14 protein-coding genes and 1 pseudogene are annotated in these 18565 nt (G+C 63.0%); 9 read left to right on the forward strand and 6 right to left on the reverse strand.

Annotated features, from left to right (window positions below; all coding sequences use genetic code 11):
* Nucleotides 1-4 precede the first annotated feature (4 nt).
* Nucleotides 5-1204, forward strand: coding sequence for a hypothetical protein (locus V1273_RS05725; protein ID WP_334412178.1), 1200 nt, complete (start codon nucleotides 5-7; stop codon nucleotides 1202-1204).
* Nucleotides 1205-1300: 96 nt separating this feature from the next.
* A complete protein-coding gene (locus V1273_RS05730) occupies nucleotides 1301-1507 on the forward strand; it encodes a hypothetical protein (RefSeq protein WP_334366651.1) in 207 nt (68 codons plus the stop codon).
* Between the two features lie 104 nt (nucleotides 1508-1611).
* Here V1273_RS05730 and V1273_RS05735 read toward each other — a convergent pair whose 3' ends face one another.
* On the reverse strand, nucleotides 1612-2460 hold the full coding sequence (locus V1273_RS05735; protein ID WP_334408990.1) for an SDR family NAD(P)-dependent oxidoreductase: 849 nt from the start codon (nucleotides 2458-2460) through the stop codon (nucleotides 1612-1614).
* 191 nt (nucleotides 2461-2651) lie between these two features.
* On the opposite strand from V1273_RS05735, the gene V1273_RS05740 reads away from it, so the two are divergent.
* The 3 genes from V1273_RS05740 (at nucleotide 2652) to V1273_RS05750 (ending at nucleotide 6047) form a co-directional block, all read left to right on the forward strand.
* Nucleotides 2652-4148, forward strand: a complete 1497-nt coding sequence (locus V1273_RS05740; protein WP_334408991.1) for an aldehyde dehydrogenase family protein — start codon at nucleotides 2652-2654, stop codon at nucleotides 4146-4148.
* A 116-nt stretch (nucleotides 4149-4264) separates the two neighbouring features.
* Nucleotides 4265-5389 carry an alkene reductase gene (locus tag V1273_RS05745; RefSeq protein WP_334383683.1) on the forward strand — a complete coding sequence of 375 codons (1125 nt, stop codon included), beginning with the start codon at nucleotides 4265-4267 and terminating at the stop codon, nucleotides 5387-5389.
* A gap of 145 nt (nucleotides 5390-5534) precedes the next feature.
* Nucleotides 5535-6047 carry a GFA family protein gene (locus V1273_RS05750; RefSeq protein ID WP_334408992.1) on the forward strand — a complete coding sequence of 171 codons (513 nt, stop codon included), beginning with the start codon at nucleotides 5535-5537 and terminating at the stop codon, nucleotides 6045-6047.
* A 193-nt stretch (nucleotides 6048-6240) separates the two neighbouring features.
* Here V1273_RS05750 and V1273_RS05755 read toward each other — a convergent pair whose 3' ends face one another.
* On the reverse strand, nucleotides 6241-6639 hold the full coding sequence (locus tag V1273_RS05755; RefSeq protein ID WP_334366662.1) for a RidA family protein: 399 nt from the start codon (nucleotides 6637-6639) through the stop codon (nucleotides 6241-6243).
* 404 nt (nucleotides 6640-7043) lie between these two features.
* Here V1273_RS05755 and V1273_RS05760 point away from each other — a divergent pair, with 404 nt between their 5' ends.
* From V1273_RS05760 to V1273_RS05770, 3 genes are all read left to right on the forward strand, one after another.
* Nucleotides 7044-7691, forward strand: coding sequence for a glycerophosphodiester phosphodiesterase (locus V1273_RS05760; RefSeq protein ID WP_334408994.1), 648 nt, complete (start codon nucleotides 7044-7046; stop codon nucleotides 7689-7691).
* A 365-nt stretch (nucleotides 7692-8056) separates the two neighbouring features.
* Nucleotides 8057-9799: an adenylate/guanylate cyclase domain-containing protein gene (locus V1273_RS05765; protein ID WP_334408995.1), complete on the forward strand. Its 1743-nt coding sequence runs from the start codon at nucleotides 8057-8059 to the stop codon at nucleotides 9797-9799.
* 420 nt (nucleotides 9800-10219) lie between these two features.
* Nucleotides 10220-11884 (forward strand): thiamine pyrophosphate-binding protein, encoded by a 1665-nt coding sequence (locus V1273_RS05770; RefSeq protein ID WP_334408997.1) that lies wholly within the window; start codon nucleotides 10220-10222, stop codon nucleotides 11882-11884.
* A gap of 352 nt (nucleotides 11885-12236) precedes the next feature.
* Here the strand turns inward: V1273_RS05770 and V1273_RS05775 are convergent, their stop codons facing one another.
* Together V1273_RS05775 and V1273_RS05780 are read right to left on the reverse strand one after the other, a co-directional pair.
* Nucleotides 12237-13265, reverse strand: coding sequence for an IS110 family transposase (locus V1273_RS05775; RefSeq protein ID WP_334408998.1), 1029 nt, complete (start codon nucleotides 13263-13265; stop codon nucleotides 12237-12239).
* Nucleotides 13266-13444: 179 nt separating this feature from the next.
* Nucleotides 13445-14834, reverse strand: a pseudogene (locus V1273_RS05780) (LLM class flavin-dependent oxidoreductase).
* A 184-nt stretch (nucleotides 14835-15018) separates the two neighbouring features.
* Here V1273_RS05780 and V1273_RS05785 point away from each other — a divergent pair.
* A complete protein-coding gene (locus V1273_RS05785; protein WP_334408999.1) occupies nucleotides 15019-16401 on the forward strand; it encodes a M20 family metallopeptidase in 1383 nt (460 codons plus the stop codon).
* 95 nt (nucleotides 16402-16496) lie between these two features.
* Here the strand turns inward: V1273_RS05785 and V1273_RS05790 are convergent, their stop codons facing one another.
* Together V1273_RS05790 and V1273_RS05795 are read right to left on the reverse strand one after the other, a co-directional pair.
* Nucleotides 16497-18005: a tripartite tricarboxylate transporter permease gene (locus V1273_RS05790; RefSeq protein WP_334366669.1), complete on the reverse strand. Its 1509-nt coding sequence runs from the start codon at nucleotides 18003-18005 to the stop codon at nucleotides 16497-16499.
* A gap of 7 nt (nucleotides 18006-18012) precedes the next feature.
* A complete protein-coding gene (locus V1273_RS05795; protein ID WP_334409001.1) occupies nucleotides 18013-18498 on the reverse strand; it encodes a tripartite tricarboxylate transporter TctB family protein in 486 nt (161 codons plus the stop codon).
* Nucleotides 18499-18565: the final 67 nt, after the last annotated feature.

Genomic DNA, 18565 nt, shown 5'->3' on the forward strand with positions numbered 1-18565 from the left:
TGAAATGTCATCTGGCATGATCGCCGATTCCATCGTCAATCTCTGCGGCGCGATCGGGCTTGGCGTCGCCATGATCACGCTGCACCGGCGCGATCCCAAGGGCCCGCTGACGCGGCGTCTCCTGGTCGCTCTTGGCATTATCGCGCTGCTGTTCCTGGTGCGGGGCACGGCTTGGTGGAGCGGCAGCGCGGGGCTCAACAACCTGTCGGCAATTCCGGCCGCGCTGATCCCGCTCGGCGCATTGATCGTTACTGAAGGTATCCTGCGGCGTCATGCCCCGCGCCTGGCCAAGATCGCGCTTCTGAGCGGCGGTATCGCGCTCGGTCTCGCCGGCGCTGCCGGGTTGGAAACCCTCGCAATGCCCGCCGCCATCCTGCTCGCGTTGTTTCAGCTTGGCGGCTTCGCCATCTGCGCCTGGTTGCTTGCGACCCGTGACCGGGCGACGCTGATGGTATCAGAGAATCGCATCGTTAGCCGTCTCGCCGTCGGCGCCATCCTGGTCATTCCCTTCATCGTCACCGATTTCAGGGTGCTGTTTCCGGATATCCCGGTCAGGCTCGGGGCATTGGGAGCATTGCTCGTCGTTACCGCGATATTGATCGCGGAACGCGGTGCGGAGACGCAGCGTCAGGCGTTGATGATGACGGCATTGCGGCTGTCGAGTTCGGCCCTTCTCGGTACTGCCGCGGCGTTTGTCGCGCCGGACGCCGATGCGGCGCAGGTCATGCGATTCTGTGCGATAGCGATCACGGGCGTTCTCACCATCGGGGTGATGGTGGACGCGCTGCGCGCCCACTTCGAATCCCAGGTGCCCGGTGTTCTCAACTCCGTCGCGGCCTCGCCAGCCAGAACGCGCGACGCGCTGATCGCGGAACTCGCGCGTCATCCGATCTTCGAGAGTGCCCGGCGTTATCGGGAGAGCGAACTCTCGAGCTTCGATCCGCAACTGCTGCGCGATTTTCTCTCGACCCGGCGTGTACTGCGCCGGCCCGATGCGCCGTGGGGCCTGACATCGTCCGATCCGGCCGTCGAACGCGTGGTGTCGCTGCTAGCGGCCAACAGCGCAACGCACCTCATCGTGCTATCGCACGATCCGATCGACGTCATCACACTGGCAGTTCCCGTGGTTTCGGCCGATCCGGCCACTGAAACCGCGCTGGCCCTGCTGCGGCGCCTGCTGGCGCTGACGCCGGAGGCGACGTGATATTCAGTCACGAGATTTTTCACGCGCGACGACGTACGAAATTCATCGTGACTGTGATAAGACGCCGCCGTAGCGATTTCATGATGGGGCAGGCCAATGTCGAAGCAAGCGATGCGTGAGGAGGCGGAGCGCCTGATCCGCGAGACGATGCAAAAGAAGACCATCGTCGTGAAGCAAGGACAGACCAGGATCGAGGCGGTCTGCGGCAAATGCGGCGCGCCGAACCGCGTCCAGGCCGAGAAGGGCGCGACCCGCGTCAAATACGTCTGCAAGCAATGCGGCGACAAGCAGGTAACGCTGTAGAGTTTTGCAGTTGTCCACACTATTGCCACGCAGACGGTCAGCTCCCTCCCCCGCAAGGGGGGAGGGAACGCACCTTTGTTGAGGCGGCAGCATCGCGACGCTTGTTATTCCTTCACAAATCTCGCGAACGCCTCCGCATAATCCGGATGCCAGCGCGACAGCGCGGGGCGGTTCTCCACGATATCGCCAATCGCCCACAGCATGCGCCGCTCGTCGAGTTGCCGCGGTACGTCGTTATCCGGACAGAGGATGTAGAAGTCGCCGGCGTCGATGCGTTCGATCATGAAATCGATCGTTTGCTCTGGCGTCCAGGCGCCGGGCGGCTTCTCGGTGCGGCCGCGCGCGGTCAGGGGCGTGAAGACGTGGCCGGGGATCATCAGATGCGCGCTGATCCTGCAGCCCGGCAGGTTCCGCAATTCGTGCTGCAGCGCCTCCGTCTGCGCTTTCACGCCGGCCTTCGAGACGTTGTAGGCGGGATTGCCGGGCGGCGTCGTGATGCCTTGCTTGGAGCCGGTGTTGATCACGAGGCCGGGCCGTCCGCGTTCGACCATGTGAGGTACGAAAGCCTGCGTGCCGTGAATGACGCCCCACAGGTTCACCGCGAGAATGCGCTGCCAGTTCTCCAGCGGACCAAAACTGTTGCTGTCGGGGCCAATGCCGGCATTGTTCATCAGGATGTCGATACCGCCGAACCGCTTTTGCACCGCGGCTTCCAGGCCCGCAACCTCATCGAAGCGGCTGACGTCGACCGATGCCGTCATGATGTCGGCCGCGCCGCCCTTGGCGACGGCTGCCAGTCTGACCGCGGCCTCGGCGAGGCGCTCGGTACCGATGTCGGCGATGCACACCTTCATGCCGAAGCCGGCGAAACGCATCGCAGCGGCGAGCCCGATGCCGGAGGCGCCTCCCGTGATCACGGCAACATGATTTGGCGACATCGCAGGATGGGGCATCGTCATTCTCCGGACAGTTGAGGTATGTATTCGCAGGCCGACGCCTTAGGCTACCATGTACGAACGGGCATGGGAGGCTTTCGCATCGGCTGCTTTCCGCAATCCTTCGGCCGCATTACGGTTCATGCCACGGTCATAGATGTGCAAACATAGCGGCACAAAATTCCAACCGACTTCAAGGGAGTGTAGTCATGGCAGTCACGCAGGCGATTCCGATCACGCGCCATCCTTACGCGGATGGTTCCTACAAGAGGATGCTGATCGACGGCCAGTGGGTCGACGCCGCCTCCGGCAAACAGTTCGAGACCCACAATCCGGCGACCGGCGAATTGCTCGCGACCGTCGCCGAAGGTGACGCGGAGGACATCAACCGCGCCGTGGCGGCGGCCCGCCGCGCCTTCGAGGGACCGTGGAGCAAGGTCAAGCCGTATGAGCGGCAGGGCCTGTTGCTGAAGCTCGCCGATCTCGTCGAGAAGAATTTCGAGGAGCTGTCGCAGCTCGATACCATGGACATGGGCGCGCCGATCAGCCGCACCCGCGGCAACAAGCTGCGCGTGCTCGGCATGCTCCGCTATTACGCCGGGCAGGCGACGGCGCTGCACGGCGAGACCATCGAGAACTCGTTGCCCGGCGATATCTTTTCTTACACGCTGAAGGAGCCGGTCGGGGTGGTCGGGGCGATCATCCCCTGGAACGGCCCGCTCGCTGCAACCGTCTGGAAGATCGGTCCTGCGATCGCAACCGGCTGCACTGTGGTGTTGAAGCCCGCCGAGGAAGCGCCGCTGACCTCGCTGCGGCTCGCCGAACTCTGCATGGAAGCCGGCGTCCCGCCTGGCGTCGTCAACGTCGTGCCCGGCTATGGCGAGACCGCCGGCGCGGCGCTGGCGTCGCATCCCGATGTCGACAAGGTCGCCTTCACCGGCTCGCACGTCACGGGGCAGTCGATCATCCGCGCCTCCGCCGGCAACCTCAAGCGCGTGTCGCTCGAACTCGGCGGCAAGTCGCCCGACATCGTGTTCGCCGATGCCGATCTTGACGCGGCGGTGCCGGGCGCCGCGATGGCGGTGTTTGCCAATTCCGGGCAGATCTGCAGCGCGGGTACGCGGTTGTTCGTCGAAGAGAACGTCTATGACGAATTCGTCGGCCGCGTCGCCGAGTTCGGCAAGAAGCTGCAGGTCGGTAACGGCCTCGATCCGGGCACGCAGATCGGGCCGTTGGTCTCGCAGCAGCAGATGGACCGCGTCGCTGGTTACCTCGACATCGGCCAGAAGGAAGGCGCCAAAGCGGTGGCCGGCGGCGGCCGCCTGACCGAAGGCGCGCTCTCGAAGGGCTTCTTCGTGCAGCCGACCGTGTTCGCCAACGTGCAGGACAATATGCGGATCGCGCAGGAGGAAATCTTCGGCCCGGTGATCTCGGCGATCTCCTTCAAGGATACCGATGAACTGGTCAAGCGCGCCAATGCCACCACCTTCGGCTTGGGCAGCGGCGTCTGGACCACCAATGTCAGCAAGGCGCACCAGGTCGCGAAGGCGCTGCGCGCCGGCTCGGTCTGGGTGAACTGCTATCAGGCGATGGATCCGGCCGTGCCGTTCGGCGGCTACAAGATGAGCGGCTACGGCCGCGAGTCCGGCAAGCAGCACGTCGAGGAATATCTCAACGTCAAGGCAGTCTGGATCAAGACGGCCTGAGACGCTTCAGATCGGTGGATGCGATGGCGGCGGCTTCGGCCGCCGTTATCCTGAACCTGTTACGAACAAGCTGAAGCGGTTACATAACCGTATCAACACGGAGTTCTGGAAGAGACATGAATTATCCATCGTTGTTTTCGCCGCTCAAGGTCGGCCCCTACAGGCTCAATCATCGTCTCGCGTTGGCGCCGTTGACGCGGATGCGGGCGGCGAAGCCGAGCCTCGCGCCGCGGCCACTGAATGCGGAATATTATGCGCAGCGCGCGACGCCGGGCGGATTGCTCATCGCCGAAGCCTCGCCCGTGATGGCGACGGGCTTCGGCAGCCCCGGCGTTCCCGGAATCTATACGGAAGCGCAGATCGAAGGCTGGCGCGAGGTGGTCGATGCCGTTCACGCCAAGGGCGGAATCATCTTCCTGCAGCTCTGGCATGTCGGGCGCGTCTCGCATTCCTCCTTCCAGCCGGGCGGCGTGTTGCCGGTCGCGCCATCGGCGGTGCCGATCGCCGACCTGAAGACGGGCACGGCAGACGGCAAGGCAGTGCCCTACGAGACGCCGCGCGCGCTTGAGACGTCGGAAATTCCTGGCGTGATCGACGCCTATCGTCAGGCCGCGAAGAACGCGCTTGCCGCCGGCTTCGACGGCGTCGAGGTGCACGGCGCCAACGGCTATCTGATCGAGCAGTTCCTGCAGTCGCACACCAACCTGCGCACCGATCAGTATGGCGGCTCGATTTCGAACCGCGTGCGCTTCCTGATGGAGGTGACCAGGGCCGTGGTCGAAGTGTGGGGGGCCGACCGCGTCGGCGTGCGGCTGTCGCCCTATGGTGTCGCCAACGGCAGCGGCGAGCCGGACCCGATGCCGCTCTACACATATGCCGTCGAACAGCTCAATCAGCTTGGCCTTGCCTACCTGCATTTCATCGAGCCGCGCTCCTCCGGCGCCGGCCGCGCCGAGGTCAACCACCAGAACGTGCCGTCGGCGATGGTGCTGTTCCGCCCGATCTGGAAGGGCGTGCTGATCGCGGCCGGCGGCTTCACCGGCGAGACCGCCGATGCGGCGATCAGGGATGGCCATGCCGACGCGGTCGCTTTCGGCCGCATCTTCATTTCGAATCCGGACCTGCCGCGCAGGCTGCAGCGCGGCTTCCCGCTGACGCCTTATAACCGCGCGACGTTCTACGGCGGCGATGTGACAGGCTATACGGATTATCCGGAGCACAACGAGCTGGAGCAGGCGTGAGTCACAGGCGTCATTGCGAGCGAAGCGAAGCAATCCATGCCTCAACGAGCGGATAGATGGATTGCTTCGTCGCGGAGCCTGTCATCCGGCGGCGCTTCGCGCCGACCGGGTGGCTCCTCGCAATGACGAGAAGAGGCAGCACAGAATGTTTCCAGAAGAGGAATTAGAGAAAAGGAAAACCAAGGCGGTATCCCTCGGCAAACCCGCCGCGGGCCAATGCCTGTGCGGCAAGGTCGCCTTCGAGATCGACGTGCCGGCGCGCTGGGCCTGGCACGATCATTCGCCGGCCAGTCGCCGCGCCCATGGCGCGGCCTACGCGACCTATGTCGGAAGCTGGCGCAAGCGCTTTCGCATCACCAAGGGCAAGGCCAGTCTCACACGATACGAAGACGAGGCCACCAAGACGGTACGCAGTTTTTGCTCCAATTGCGGCACGCATGTTGTCTATGAGCGTCCGCGCTCGCCGCACATGGTCAACATCCCCCGCGCGCTGTTCTCCGGCCGCACCGGCCGCCAGCCGCTCTATCACATCGCGATCGAGGAATTGCAGGAGTGGGCCTATACCGGTGAACCGCTGGTGCCGCTGAAGGGATATCCCGGCGTGGTCTGGCAGCGCTCGAAGAAGAAGAAGCGCGCGGACCGTGAAGGGATGGTCTAGAGCGTGGACCCACTACGCGCAGCCAGCCATAGCGGATTGGATGCGAGCTGGACGAAGGCGATAAGGGGCTTGAATCACGGCAAGACAGTCCGGCTCAATGTGGCCCGCCAAGGAGCGGGTCGGAAGCTATGCACCCGAAAGCGGACCTATTATGCTCACCCTGAGCTTTGTCGTCCTTGACCCAAATCGGACTTCAGCTGTTACCGAGATAGGCGACGGTTTCGATCTCCACCAAGACTTCCGGTTTCGCAAGAGACCGCACTTCTACAAGCGTGGAGGCAGGAAAGTCTCCGGTGAAGAACTCGCGGCGCGCTCGCCAGACCTCGGTGTTTTTCTTGATATCGACGACATAGATCGTCATCTTTACCAGGTTGTCCATCGTTCCCCCGGCCGCATTGATGATGCGATCAATGCGTGAAAATATTTGCTTGGTTTGTTCGTACTCATCTTTTCCAACTATCTCAGTGCCGCCTTCGAAGGGACGTGCTACTTGGCCGGAGATGAACAGCATGTCGCCGGCGCGTATAGCGTTTGACCACAGACCGGGGCCGACCTCAGCCACATCGGGGACGGAGAGCTTTGTCCTAGGCATTGCATTCTCCCTATGAAATTATCTCTGATGCGTTTCGCTATTGGTCTATCACAAATATAGGCGAGCGCGTCGCGGAATTGCCTCGGATGACAGAAGATGTACGACGCACACCCTGCGCGACTTGTCGTTCGGCTGGATCATAAGGTAGAGCCTTGACTGCGACGCGGCCGGAGTCCGCTTGTGGCCCGTATGCGACGACTCGGACCTGTGACGTAGCGTCTGTTGCTAGGAGTGGACCGGCCATGGTTCAGACGCGGGCCAACCGACGCAACTGACCCAAAACCGGCAGTTTCGGTGACGTCGCCTTTTGGCCCTACGCTGATCAGGGTCAACGTCGTGGCCGCGGATTGACATTTCTCTCGACGGGGAGATTGCATGGCGCGCGCAGCTTTACGGACCTCGTCATGAAACTTATTGCGCATCGTGGATGGTCCGCGGGTCGGGGTGAAAACTCGCTCGCCGCGTTCGCACGTGCCGCCCGTGACGGCAGAATATCTGGTGTCGAATTCGACGTCTGCCTTGCAGCGGATTCCGACACATTGGTGGTGTCACACGAGCCGCCGCGTCATGTCGAGAATGCGCTTACCCTCGATGCGGCACTGTCGCTTCTTTCGCCGACTGACCTTGAACTGTTTGTGGAGGTGAAGGAGACGGAACTTGTCTCTAGAGTCATCGAGAGGCTGGTTGCCAGCAACGTGGCCCGTCGCTCGGTCGTATTTGCCTTTGCCGCCGTCGCAAGATCCTTTCCGTGGGAGGGTGCGCGACCAGTGCGCCTGGGCATCATCGTCATGTACCCGTGGAACCTGAATCGTGCGGTGCGCAGGTATGCGCCGGATGTCCTCCTGCTCGGCTGGGACGCGCGCGCTTGGACGCGAGTCGCTTTTCGCGCCTGGTGGTCCGTTTTCTCGCTTGAGCAGCTTGCGCGACGCCACCACGTGCCGGTTGTGGTAGGAGTCGTGCAACGCATGAACGACCTTCATTGGCTCTCGCGGCAGCACCTCTACGGGGCGGTTGCCGACGTCGACCGCACTCTCGACCAGCGCCAGACCTGATTAGGCCGCGCAAACCCGTTCGTCGCCCGTGAAGTATTCGAAAGCAGCAGATCGGCCTGATCTGGTGGGGAACTGTTTCGGTGACGTCGCCTTCTGGCCCGTAGGTGAAGTGGCGGCACGTTGCATCGAGGTCCGCTCATGGACGTGTAGCGGACTAGGTTTGCTCACGGTGAGTTATTCGCATTTTGACCCAACTCGGACCCCCCTGTTGACGCACGCGCTTTGCCGCCGTGCCAGGGCCGGCCCGGCGAGATGCCCACTTGAGGCGATCGGGCCTCGTACGATACCGCTCACAGGTCCGCAACTAAGTGCTAAGCTCCTCCTTGTCCCAGCGGCGTGGTTGGTCTGGCCGTTCGGAGGGCGCTGTGACCGAGCAGCAGGTTCATAGGCGATTAGCGGCAATCTTGGCTGCCGACGTGGTCGGCTACTCCGCGTTGATGCAGCGCGCTGAGGTAGCTACCTACGCGGAGTTCGAACGGCTCAAGCGAGAATTGATCGAGCCTGGTCTCTCCCGCCACGAAGGGCGACTAATCAAGACAACGGGTGACGGCGCGTTGGCCGAGTTCGCAAGTCCATCGGCTGCGGTGCGATGCGCGGTGGACATACAGGAAAGCATCGCATCAGGCCGAAGCCCCCTTAACCTTCGTATTGGGGTCAATCTCGGGGAGGTTATCGTTGGAGCTGACGGCGATCTTTTTGGCGACGGGATCAACATTGCGGTCCGGCTGGAGGGGACCGCCGATCCGGGCGGCATCCTGATTTCCGAGAAGGTGTACAGCGAGGTCGAGGGCAAGCTGGATGTTGGCTTCGAGGACCGGGGCGAACAGCGGCTCAAGAACATCTCCAGGCCGGTCCGCGCTTACGCCGTTCGCGCGGGAACGCGCAGCATGCTGATTGATAGGCTAAGTGCGGCCCCGCCACTCCCGGACAAGCCTTCCATCGTCGTGTTGCCGTTTGACAATATGAGCGGCGATCCCGAGCAGGAATACTTCGCGGACGGAATGGTTGAGGAGATCACCACCGCGCTTTCGCGGTTCAAATGGCTGTTTGTGATCGCCCGAAATTCGAGCTTTACGTTCAAAAACAAAGCCGTCGATGTGAAGGAGGTCGGACGCAGGCTTGGCGTGCGCTATGTCCTTGAGGGGTCTGTGCGCAAGGCATCGGGGAAAGTCCGCATCACCGGGCAATTGATTGATGCGATTACTGGCGCACACATTTGGGCGGACAGGTTCGAGCGTGACCTGACGGATATTTTCGTTCTCCAGGACGAAGTCACCGTTGCCGTCGTCTCGGCCATTCAGCCAAGATTGCTTCGAACAGAAATCGATTTGGCGGCGCGGCGGCGACCGGAGGACCTCACCGCTTATGATTTTTATCTCCGGGCTTTGCCGCAGTATTACCTATCGACCCGCGAAGGGCTGGCAGAGGCGCTCAGGCTGGCGCATCGCGCTCTGGAGCTGGACCCTCGGTTCGGCTTTGCCGCGGCTCTGGCCGCGAACTGTTATACGCTTAAGGTCCTTTTGGGCTATGACGACCCTCAATTCAACCGCAAGGAAGCAGTTCGACTGCTTCGCCTGGCATTGAGCATCGACGATAGTGATCCGGAAACGTTAGCGTACGCTGCCATAATCTCCGCGTTCATGGTCGACGATATTGAAAGTGGAATCGAAATGGCTGATCGCGCGGTCGCGCTCAACCCAAATTCATATACGGCATGGCGCGGCAGAGGCTGGGTCTATCGAAATGCGGGGCTGCCGGAGGAAGCGGTCCGGAGCTTCGAACGCGCCGTGCGCATGAGCCCGGTAGACCCGACGCTACACCGGTCGTTTACCGGGATGGGGATGGCCTTTATTGAGCTTCGTCGCTTTGACGAGGCCATCGCCGCGGGGAAGAAAGCCCTTCGTCAGAACCCCTCCCATCCGACAGCGTACCGCTGTCTCGCGTCCGCTTTCGCCCACCTCGGACGCGACGCCGAGGCGCGTGAGGCGGCGGCGCGTGTGCTTGAGACCGATCCCGGTTCTACGATATCTGCGTTCATCGCCCGGGGCGGACAATCAAACGCGACGCTGTTGATTGAGGGGCTTCGGAAAGCGGGGTTGCCCGAGTAGCCCTCCATCCCCTGAGGTGATCAAGGCGCACTCTGCTGCGGCGCATGAGTCCGGTGATGGCCCTTCCGCGACATCGGGCTATGTCCGCTATTCCGCCGCTGTCGAGGGTTGAGCGGACATCGGTCAGTCGCTTAATGAGTACACGGCCTGGAGCGGGATGAGGCCGTGACGACGGACCATCTCGTGCCTCGGACGCAAGCTGCCTGAGTGCTGCGAGCCGGGTCCCATTCTACTTTGCATGGGGTTGTTTTCGCGTTTTTGTCCGGGTCCCGCGGTGTACCGCTGCCGCGCTGCACGGCGTCGGGGACACGGAAAATGCCTGTGCAGAGCAGCCATGACCGCGATCCATTGCTTACGCGCGCCAAGTTTGGTCATCTGCCTCCGCCCCGCATATCAACGAAGCGGCGGGCGGGAGGAAAAATGAAGAACAAGATCACCGGCCGTTCGGCATTCCTGGCGCTGCTGAAGGACGAGGGCGTTACGCATCTGTTCGGCAATCCCGGCACCACCGAACTGCCGATCATGCACGCGCTGAAGGACCATCCCGACCTCACCTATGTGATGGCGATGCAGGAAAGCCTGGTCGTCGCCATGGCCGACGGCTTCAGCCGCGCCTCCGGCAGGCTCGTCGCCTGCAACGTCCATGTCGCGCCCGGCCTTGGCAACGCGATGGGCTCGCTCTACAACGCCAGCTTCACCGGCACGCCGCTGATCTTGACGGCCGGCCAGCAGGAGCAGGGCCACGGCCTGACCGAACCGGTGCTTTATGGTCCGCTGGTGCAGATGGCTGCGCCCTTGGTCAAATGGGCGGTAGAGGTGACGCGGCTGGAGGACCTGCCGCGGATCGTCCGCCGCGCCGCCAAGATCGCGACCACGCCACCGACGGGGCCGGTGTTCATCTCGCTGCCGGGCGACATCCTCAATTCCGAGGCCGGCATTGAGCTTGGCCGCTCGACCCGCGTCGATACGCGCGTCAAACCATCGGAGGAATCGCTGCAGGCGCTCACCGCGCGGATTCTCAAGGCAGAGCGGCCGGTGATCATTGTCGGCGACGAGATCGTGAAAAGCGATGCGTTGCAGGAGGCCGCTCAACTCGCGGAAACGCTGGGTTGCCCAGCCTACCAGTCGTCGACGCCCTATGGCGCCCATTTCCTCTCGGAAAGCCCGTGCTTCATGGGTGCGCTGGCGCGCATCCAGAAGATCGCCCGTGACGCACTGTCGCCGTACGATCTCATCATCGCGCTCGGCGGCGATCCCTTGCGGATGTCGGTCTACAGCGAAGTCGATCCGTTGCCGGACGGATTGTCGATCGTGCAGATCGGCCTGGTCGACCACGACCTCGCCAGGAACTATGGGGCGGATATCGCGCTCAAGGCCGATGTGCGGGAAACCTTGCGCGCCCTGGTGCCGGCTCTAAAGGCCGCCGGCGGCAGTACGCTCCAGGCGCGCGCGAGCCAAGGATTGGACGCGCTCGCCGCGAAGAATTGGACGGCGCGGCGCAAGCCGCTGGTCGAACAGATTGCGAGTCACGCCGAGACTTCGCCAATCGATCCGGACTGGCTGACGCTGCAGGTGGTCGAGGCGATGCCCGACAACGCCATCCTGGTCGACGAAGGATTGACGTCGTCGCGGCAGATCATCGCGCTGCGTCCGCACCGCGACCGCTACGGCTATCACGCGCTGGCCTCAGGCGGCATCGGCTGGGGACTGCCGGCGTCTGTCGGCGTCAGCCTCGCCAATCCGCAGCGGCCAGTGGTTTGTTATTCCGGCGACGGCAGCTCGATGTACTCGATCCAGTCGCTGTGGACGGCCGCAAACCACAAGCTGCCGTTGACATTCGTCATCGTCAACAATGGCGGCTACCGCATCATCAAGCAGCGGCTGCTCGCCTTCCACGGCGACGATCATTACGTCGGCATGGATTTTGTGGATCCCCCGGTGGATTTTGCGGGCGTGGCGAAATCGCTCGGACTGGAAGCGACGAAGGTCACCGATCCTTCTCAATTGAAGTCCGTATTGTCGTCGGCCTTCAGCCGGCCGGGGGCAAAACTGATCGAGGTCGTGGTGAGCAATTCGGTGAATTAGTCGAAATCGGTAGGGTGGGCAAAGCGCAGCGTGCCCACCATATCAGAGGCGCGGTGTGGATAGGTGGTGGGCACGGCGCAAGGGCGCCTTTGCCCACCCTTCTGTAACGGGCCTCGATTAGTCAATCCCTTTGCGTTGTCCGCTCGCCGGGGTCTCGCTTCTGTACGGGGTCGGCGCGGGGCCGCCACCTGATGGGGTTGGAAGAGGATAGGTCGGCCAATCTACATTGGGCGTGCTCACGAGGGCGACCTGGTGGGCAACGGCCTGACCTGATCCATCGTCCCGGCGAAGGGACTTCGCTTCGAGAAGGCCTGGTGTCGTGACCCGCCCGAAAACTGTTGCGTCTCTCCTGTCAGGCTGCCGCAGCCGCGGCGTTAAAAGGGGTTCCGTCGGCGAGCATGCGATGCATGATCACCGCGAGCCGGCGCGCCAGCGCCACCTTGGCTTTGCTCATGCCGGCACGATTTTTGATCCGCATGGCCCAGCTCTTTAGTTGCGAACAGCCTTTGACCGGCTTGGTCAGCATGACGTGGGCGGCCTCGTAGAGCGCCGTGCGCACCGAGGCGTCACCGAGCTTGCTGATCCGGCCGGTGTAATCGGTCTCGCCGGATTGATGCTTCTTGGGAGTTAGCCCGAAATGGGCTCCTGTCTGCTTTGACGATTTGAATCGGGTTGGATCGTCGATCGCGCTGGCATAGGTCAGCGCCACGATGGGGCCGACCGCCGGGACTGACGTCAGCAGCCGCGCCTGTTTGTCGGATCGCGCCATCCTGCGGGCCTGCTTCTCGAAAGTTGCGAACTCGGTCCGCAGCACCGCTCGAACCGCGAGCAGCGCCTTGGCGATCATCTGCAGGTGCGGGTGGCCCGCCACGAGTTCCTCGATCCGTCCCGCGAACTCCTGCCTGCTCGTTTTGCCAACCTTTAAGCCAAAACCGCGCAGGATCCCGCGCAGACTGTTCTCCACGTCGAGAAGCTTCAATTGCACCAGCTTGCGTGCCGTCAGCAACGATCGAGTCTCTTGCGCACTCATCGATTTGCAATGCACCGGCCGGAACCAGCCCAGCCGCATCAGTTGCGCGATGCCGCGTGCATCGTTGCGGTCCGACTTGACCGGCATCGCCTCGAACGCCTTCCGCACGTGCCGCGTCTCCAGCAGTTCCACGGCAAGGCCGGCTGCCTTCATTGCTGCAAACAGCCATTGCGACAAAGGTCCGGCCTCCAGGCCGATCCGTTCCAGGCCGAAGCCCAGCGAACCGAACCAGGCGATCAGGGTTTGCGGCTCGCTCGCCACTTTGGCCTCGCGCACGATCTTGCCACTAGCGTCGACAACGCACACGCTCGAGCATTCCAATGACGCGTCGATTCCTGCATAATACTCCATGGTCGTCTCTCCCTGATGCTTGGAGCGAGGCTCATCCCTCTGACTCCGTAACACCATCAATGTGAGGGACGACCGCCCGCCTTCCAGGCACGCCGCGCGAAGCGCGCTACCCAACAGCGCCGTAGCAAGCGCGGCTTGCCTGGAAGGCGGACCGGGGCCCGTTACCCCATCTACAAAGCCTACTCCGCCGCTTTCGTCCGCATGTGCGGGCGAAATCTCGCCGCCGGATGCTGCTCCGTCAGCCGTGCGCGTCCCGCTCCGAACAGCTTCTCTCGCAGCGCCCCCTTCGCGTACTCGCTTTTGTACCGTCCTCGCCTTGTCAGCTCCGCGCACCAGCATGTCGGCGATATCTTCGAAATCGCCGGGCGAGGTGGCGAACGCGACGTTGAGGCCGTCGACGTCGGTCTGCTCGAACCAGGCCTCGATATCGTCGGCAACCTTCTCGGGCGTGCCGATCACGACCGGCCCCGCGCCGCCGATGCCGACATGCTCGACGACTTCGCGGACGGTCCAGACCCGGTCGGGATCGGCGCGCGTGACGTTGTCGAGCGCAGTGCGGCCGGCGTCGTTCTGGACGTGGCGCACTTCCTGGTCGAGGTCGTAGCTCGAGAAATCGACGCCCATCCAGCCCGACATCAAGGCCAGTGCGCCCTCCGTCGCGATGTGCGCCCGATAGTCGGCGTATTTCGCTTTCGCCTCTGCCTCGGTGCGGCCGAGAATGATCGTCATCATGGAGAACATCAGGATTTCAGCCGGATTGCGGCCGATCTCCTGCGCCAGCGCGCGGATCGCGGCAACCCGCGGCCCGATGATCTTGGCCGACGGGCCCGACATGAATACGCATTCGGCATGTTGGGCGGCGAACCTTCGACCGCGCGGCGAGGTGCCGGCCTGGTACAGCACCGGCGTTCGCTGCGGCGACGGTTCGCTAAGATGGATGGCGTTGAGCCGGTAGTTGCGGCCCTCGTGCTGAATGCGATGCACCTTGGAAGGATCGGCAAAAATCCCGCGCGCGCGGTCGCGCAGCACGGCGTCGTCTTCCCAGCTTCCTTCCCAGAGCTTGTACACCAGCTCCATATATTCGTCAGCGATGTCGTAGCGGTCGTCATGCGCGGTCTGCTTGTCTTTGCCGGCGCCGCGGGCGGCGCTGTCGAGATAGCCGGTCACCACGTTCCAGCCGACGCGTCCCTCCGTGAGATGATCGAGCGTCGACATTCTCCGGGCAAACGGGTAGGGCGGCTCGAAAGAGAGATTGCTGGTGACGCCGAAGCCGAGATTCTGCGTCACCGCTGCCATCGCCGGGATCAGCATCAGCGGCTCGTTGGCCGGCGTCTGCGCGGCATTGCGCAGCGCAGCGTCCGGGCTGTTGCCGAAGACGTCATAGACGCCAAGCACGTCGGCGAGGAAAAGTCCGTCGAACCGGCCGCGCTCCAGCGTCTTCGCCAGATCGAGCCAATAGGGCAGGCGGTTGTAGTCCAGCGTGCGGTCGCGCGGATGGGTCCAGAGCCCCGGCGATTGATGCGCCACGCAGTTCATGGCGAAGGCGTTGAGCCGGATTTGTTTTGTCATGACGCGAACCTCGCAGCGCACAGTTCCCTTGCGCATTTGCCCGGTTAAACGCCAGGCTGTTGCCTGAAATTGTTGCATCCTCGCTGCGTTTAGCAAGGCCCATTCGACGGGCCCTGCCACTTCCAGCGGGCGGCTTATCCCGATAGGTTGCGCCCCAACACGTTAGCGAACAAAGGAAAGAAACATGGCTGATAGAGCCGACGCGGTTGCGCGGGCACGCGAGCATCTTCATTCCGGCGCGTTTCTCGCCGAACTCGGCCGCAGGGTTGGATATCGGACCGAAAGCCAGAATCCCGGCAGCGGCGAGGCGTTGCGCGCCTATCTCGTGGACGACCTCCAGCCGGCCTTCGCCGCGCTCGACTTCTCCACCCGCCTGATCGAATCGCCGACCGGCAAGGGCCCCTATCTGCTGGCGGATTATCGTGAGGATCCCTCTCTGCCGACCGTGCTCACCTACGGCCATGGTGACGTCGTCGACGGCATGGAAGGCGAATGGCGCGACAATCTCGACCCGTGGCAGGTCACGACCAAGGACGAGCGCGTCTATGGCCGCGGCACCGCCGACAACAAGGGCCAGCACAGCATCAACCTCGCGGCGTTGCGCGCGGTGCGCGAGACCCGCGGCGGCAGGCTTGGCTTCAATGCCAAATTCATTATCGAGACCGGCGAGGAGATCGGCTCGCCCGATCTGCGGCAGGTGTGCGAAGCCCATCGCGAGGCGCTGAAAGCCGATCTGTTCCTGGCGTCGGACGGGCCGCGGCTCTCGGCCGATCGGCCGACGATCTTCCTCGGCTGCCGCGGCGGCAACCGCATTCATCTCGATGTTAACTTGCGCGAAGGCGGCCACCATTCGGGCAATTGGGGCGGCGTGCTCGCCAATCCCGCGACGATCCTTTGCAACGCCGTCGCGAGCCTCGTCGACGGCAAGGGACGGATGAAGCTCGACGCGCTCAAACCGCCGCGCATTTCAAACGCGGTCCGCGCGGCGCTCGCGGATGTGAAGATCGAGCCGGCCGCGCACGAACCGGCGCTGGCGCCCGACTGGGGCGAGGAGGGGCTGTCGCCGGCAGAGCGGCTGTTTGCCTGGAATACGCTGGAGGTTCTGGCGATGTCGTCGGGCAGTATCGAGAAGCCGGCCAACGCCATTCCCGGACGCGCCAATGCCGTGCTGCAGCTCCGCTTCGTCGTCGGCACCAAATACGAAGAGGTCATTGACGCCGTGCGCACGCATTTGCACGCCAACGGCTTTCCGATGGTGGAAGTCAGCGGCACGCAACGTTTCGCCGCCTCACGCACCGATGTCGACAGCCCCTGGGTGAATTGGACTGCGAACTCGATCAGGGAGACTACCGGCAAGTCGCCGGCGATCCTGCCGAACTTTGGCGGCTCGCTGCCGAATGACGTGTTCGCCGAGGGGCTTGGCCTGCCGACGATCTGGGTGCCGCATTCCTACCCTGGCTGCTCGCAGCATGCGCCGGACGAGCACATCCTGCTGCCGGTGACTGAGGAAGCGCTGGCGATCATGGCAGGGATATTCTGGGACCTCGGTGAGAAGGCGAAGGCGTGACTCCGTCATGGCCGGGCTTGTCCCGGCCACCACCTTCTTGCGGATGCTACAAGGCCGGGCATGACGAGCTGAGAAGTCGTTGGCACGCCGCTGCCTTACACCTCTTCATCCAGCGCGACCAGTTCGCGCTTCTTGCGCAGCGCCGGCAGCAGCGGGCCGACCAGCAGCACGACCGCAAACAGAAGGCAGGCGGCCGAGATCGGCCGTTCGATAAAGGTCATCAGATTGCCCTGGGAGAGGATCAGCGACTTGCGCAGATTGTTCTCCAGCATCGGTCCCAGCACGAAGGCCAGCACCAATGGGGCCGGCTCGTAGCCGAGCTTTCGCATGAAATAGCCGATAATGCCGAACGCGATCATCACATAGACGTCGAACACATTGTTGCTTGAGCAATAGACGCCGATGATGGTGAACAGGATGATCAGGGGAAACAGGATGTTGTAGGGCAGCTTGAGGAGCTGGACCCACATGCCGATCATCGGCAGGTTCAACACCAGCAGCATCAGGTTGCCGATATACATGCTGGCGACGATGCCCCAGAACAGGCCGGGGTTCTGCGTGATCATCAAGGGTCCAGGCTGCAGGCCGTGAATGACGAAAGCGCCGAGCAACAGCGCCATCACCACATTCGGTGGAATGCCGAGCGTCATCAGCGGAATGAAGGCGCCACCGGCGGCGGCGTTGTTGGCGGCTTCGGGTCCCGCCACGCCCTCGATCGCGCCGTTGCCAAAGCGCTCCGGTGTCTTGGACAGTCGCTTTTCCAGAGCATAGGACGCAAAGGAAGAGATCACCGCCCCGCCGCCCGGCAGGATGCCGAGCAGAAATCCCATGATCGTTCCGCGCGACATCGGGCCCGCGCTGGCCTTCCAGTCTGCTCTGCTCGGCAACAGATGCGTGATCTTCGTGTTGATGATGTCGCGTTTGATGATTTGTTCAGTGTTGAGCAGCACCTCGGCGACACCGAACAGACCCATGACAACAGGGACCAGCCCGATGCCGTCGATCAGTTCGACCCGGCCGAAGGTCAAGCGCGGTTGCGCGGTGATGCTGTCGAGCCCGATCAGCCCGAGCACAACGCCGGTGCAGGCCATCAGCAGCGCCTTTGCCATCGAGCCCTGCGTCAGGAAGGTGAGCACCACGAGGCCCAGCACCATCAGGCTGAAATATTCGGCCGGCCCGAAAGCGATCGCGACGCTGGCAAGCTTTGGCGCCACCAGCATCAGCGCGATCAGCGCGAAAGTGCCGGCGATGAACGAGCCGAACGCGGCGATGCCGAGCGCAGGACCAGCGCGGCCTTGTTTCGCCATCTGGTGCCCGTCGATACATGTGACGACGGAAGCGGCCTCGCCGGGAATGTTGACCAGGATCGAGGTGGTCGAGCCGCCATACATCGAGCCGTAATAGATGCCGGCCATCATGATGATGCCGGATTCCGGCGTTCCCGACAGCGTGATCGGGAGCAACAGCGACATCGCCGAGATCGGGCCGATGCCGGGCAGCACGCCGACCAGCGTTCCGATGAAGACGCCGATGAAACAATAGATCAGATTGATTGGCTGAAGGGCGACGCCGAAGCCATGCGCGACGTTGATGAGCGTGTCCATGGTGCGATCAGCCGATTTCGAAGATGCCCGAGGGCAATTGGATCAGCAGGAGGCGTTTAAGGATCCACCACATGCCGAGCGGCACCAACAGCGCGATCGGAATGGTCAATTGCCAGCGCACCGGATCGACCAGCCGCAACAGCAGTACCATCAGCGGGATCGACGACAGCAGGAAGCCGAGCGGATTGAGCGCAAAGGCGAACACGGCGAGGCAGGCGATGACGATCACCGGTTTTGTCCAGCGCGTGTTCTGCCAACGCGAACCGAAGGTCGGCCCGCCCTCGGTGAGCGCCGCGACGATGATCGCCGCGGCGAACAGGCACATCAGGATGCCGGTATAGAACATGACGTAACCCGCCCCGGGATCGTTGATGGTGCCGAGCTTGAGCTTGAGCCCGGACCAGATCACGAAACCGCCGAGCGCGAGCCCGATCAGCCCGCCCCACAGTTCGGAATTGTTGAGGCGGAGTTTGACGTCACTGTCGTTATTCATGCGAAACTCTCTCAGGCGTTCCCCGGACGCAGTGCAGCGCCATCAGCGCGTTTACGCGCGTCCGGAC

Source organism: Bradyrhizobium sp. AZCC 1721 (assembly GCF_036924715.1).
Classification (GTDB): domain Bacteria; phylum Pseudomonadota; class Alphaproteobacteria; order Rhizobiales; family Xanthobacteraceae; genus Bradyrhizobium.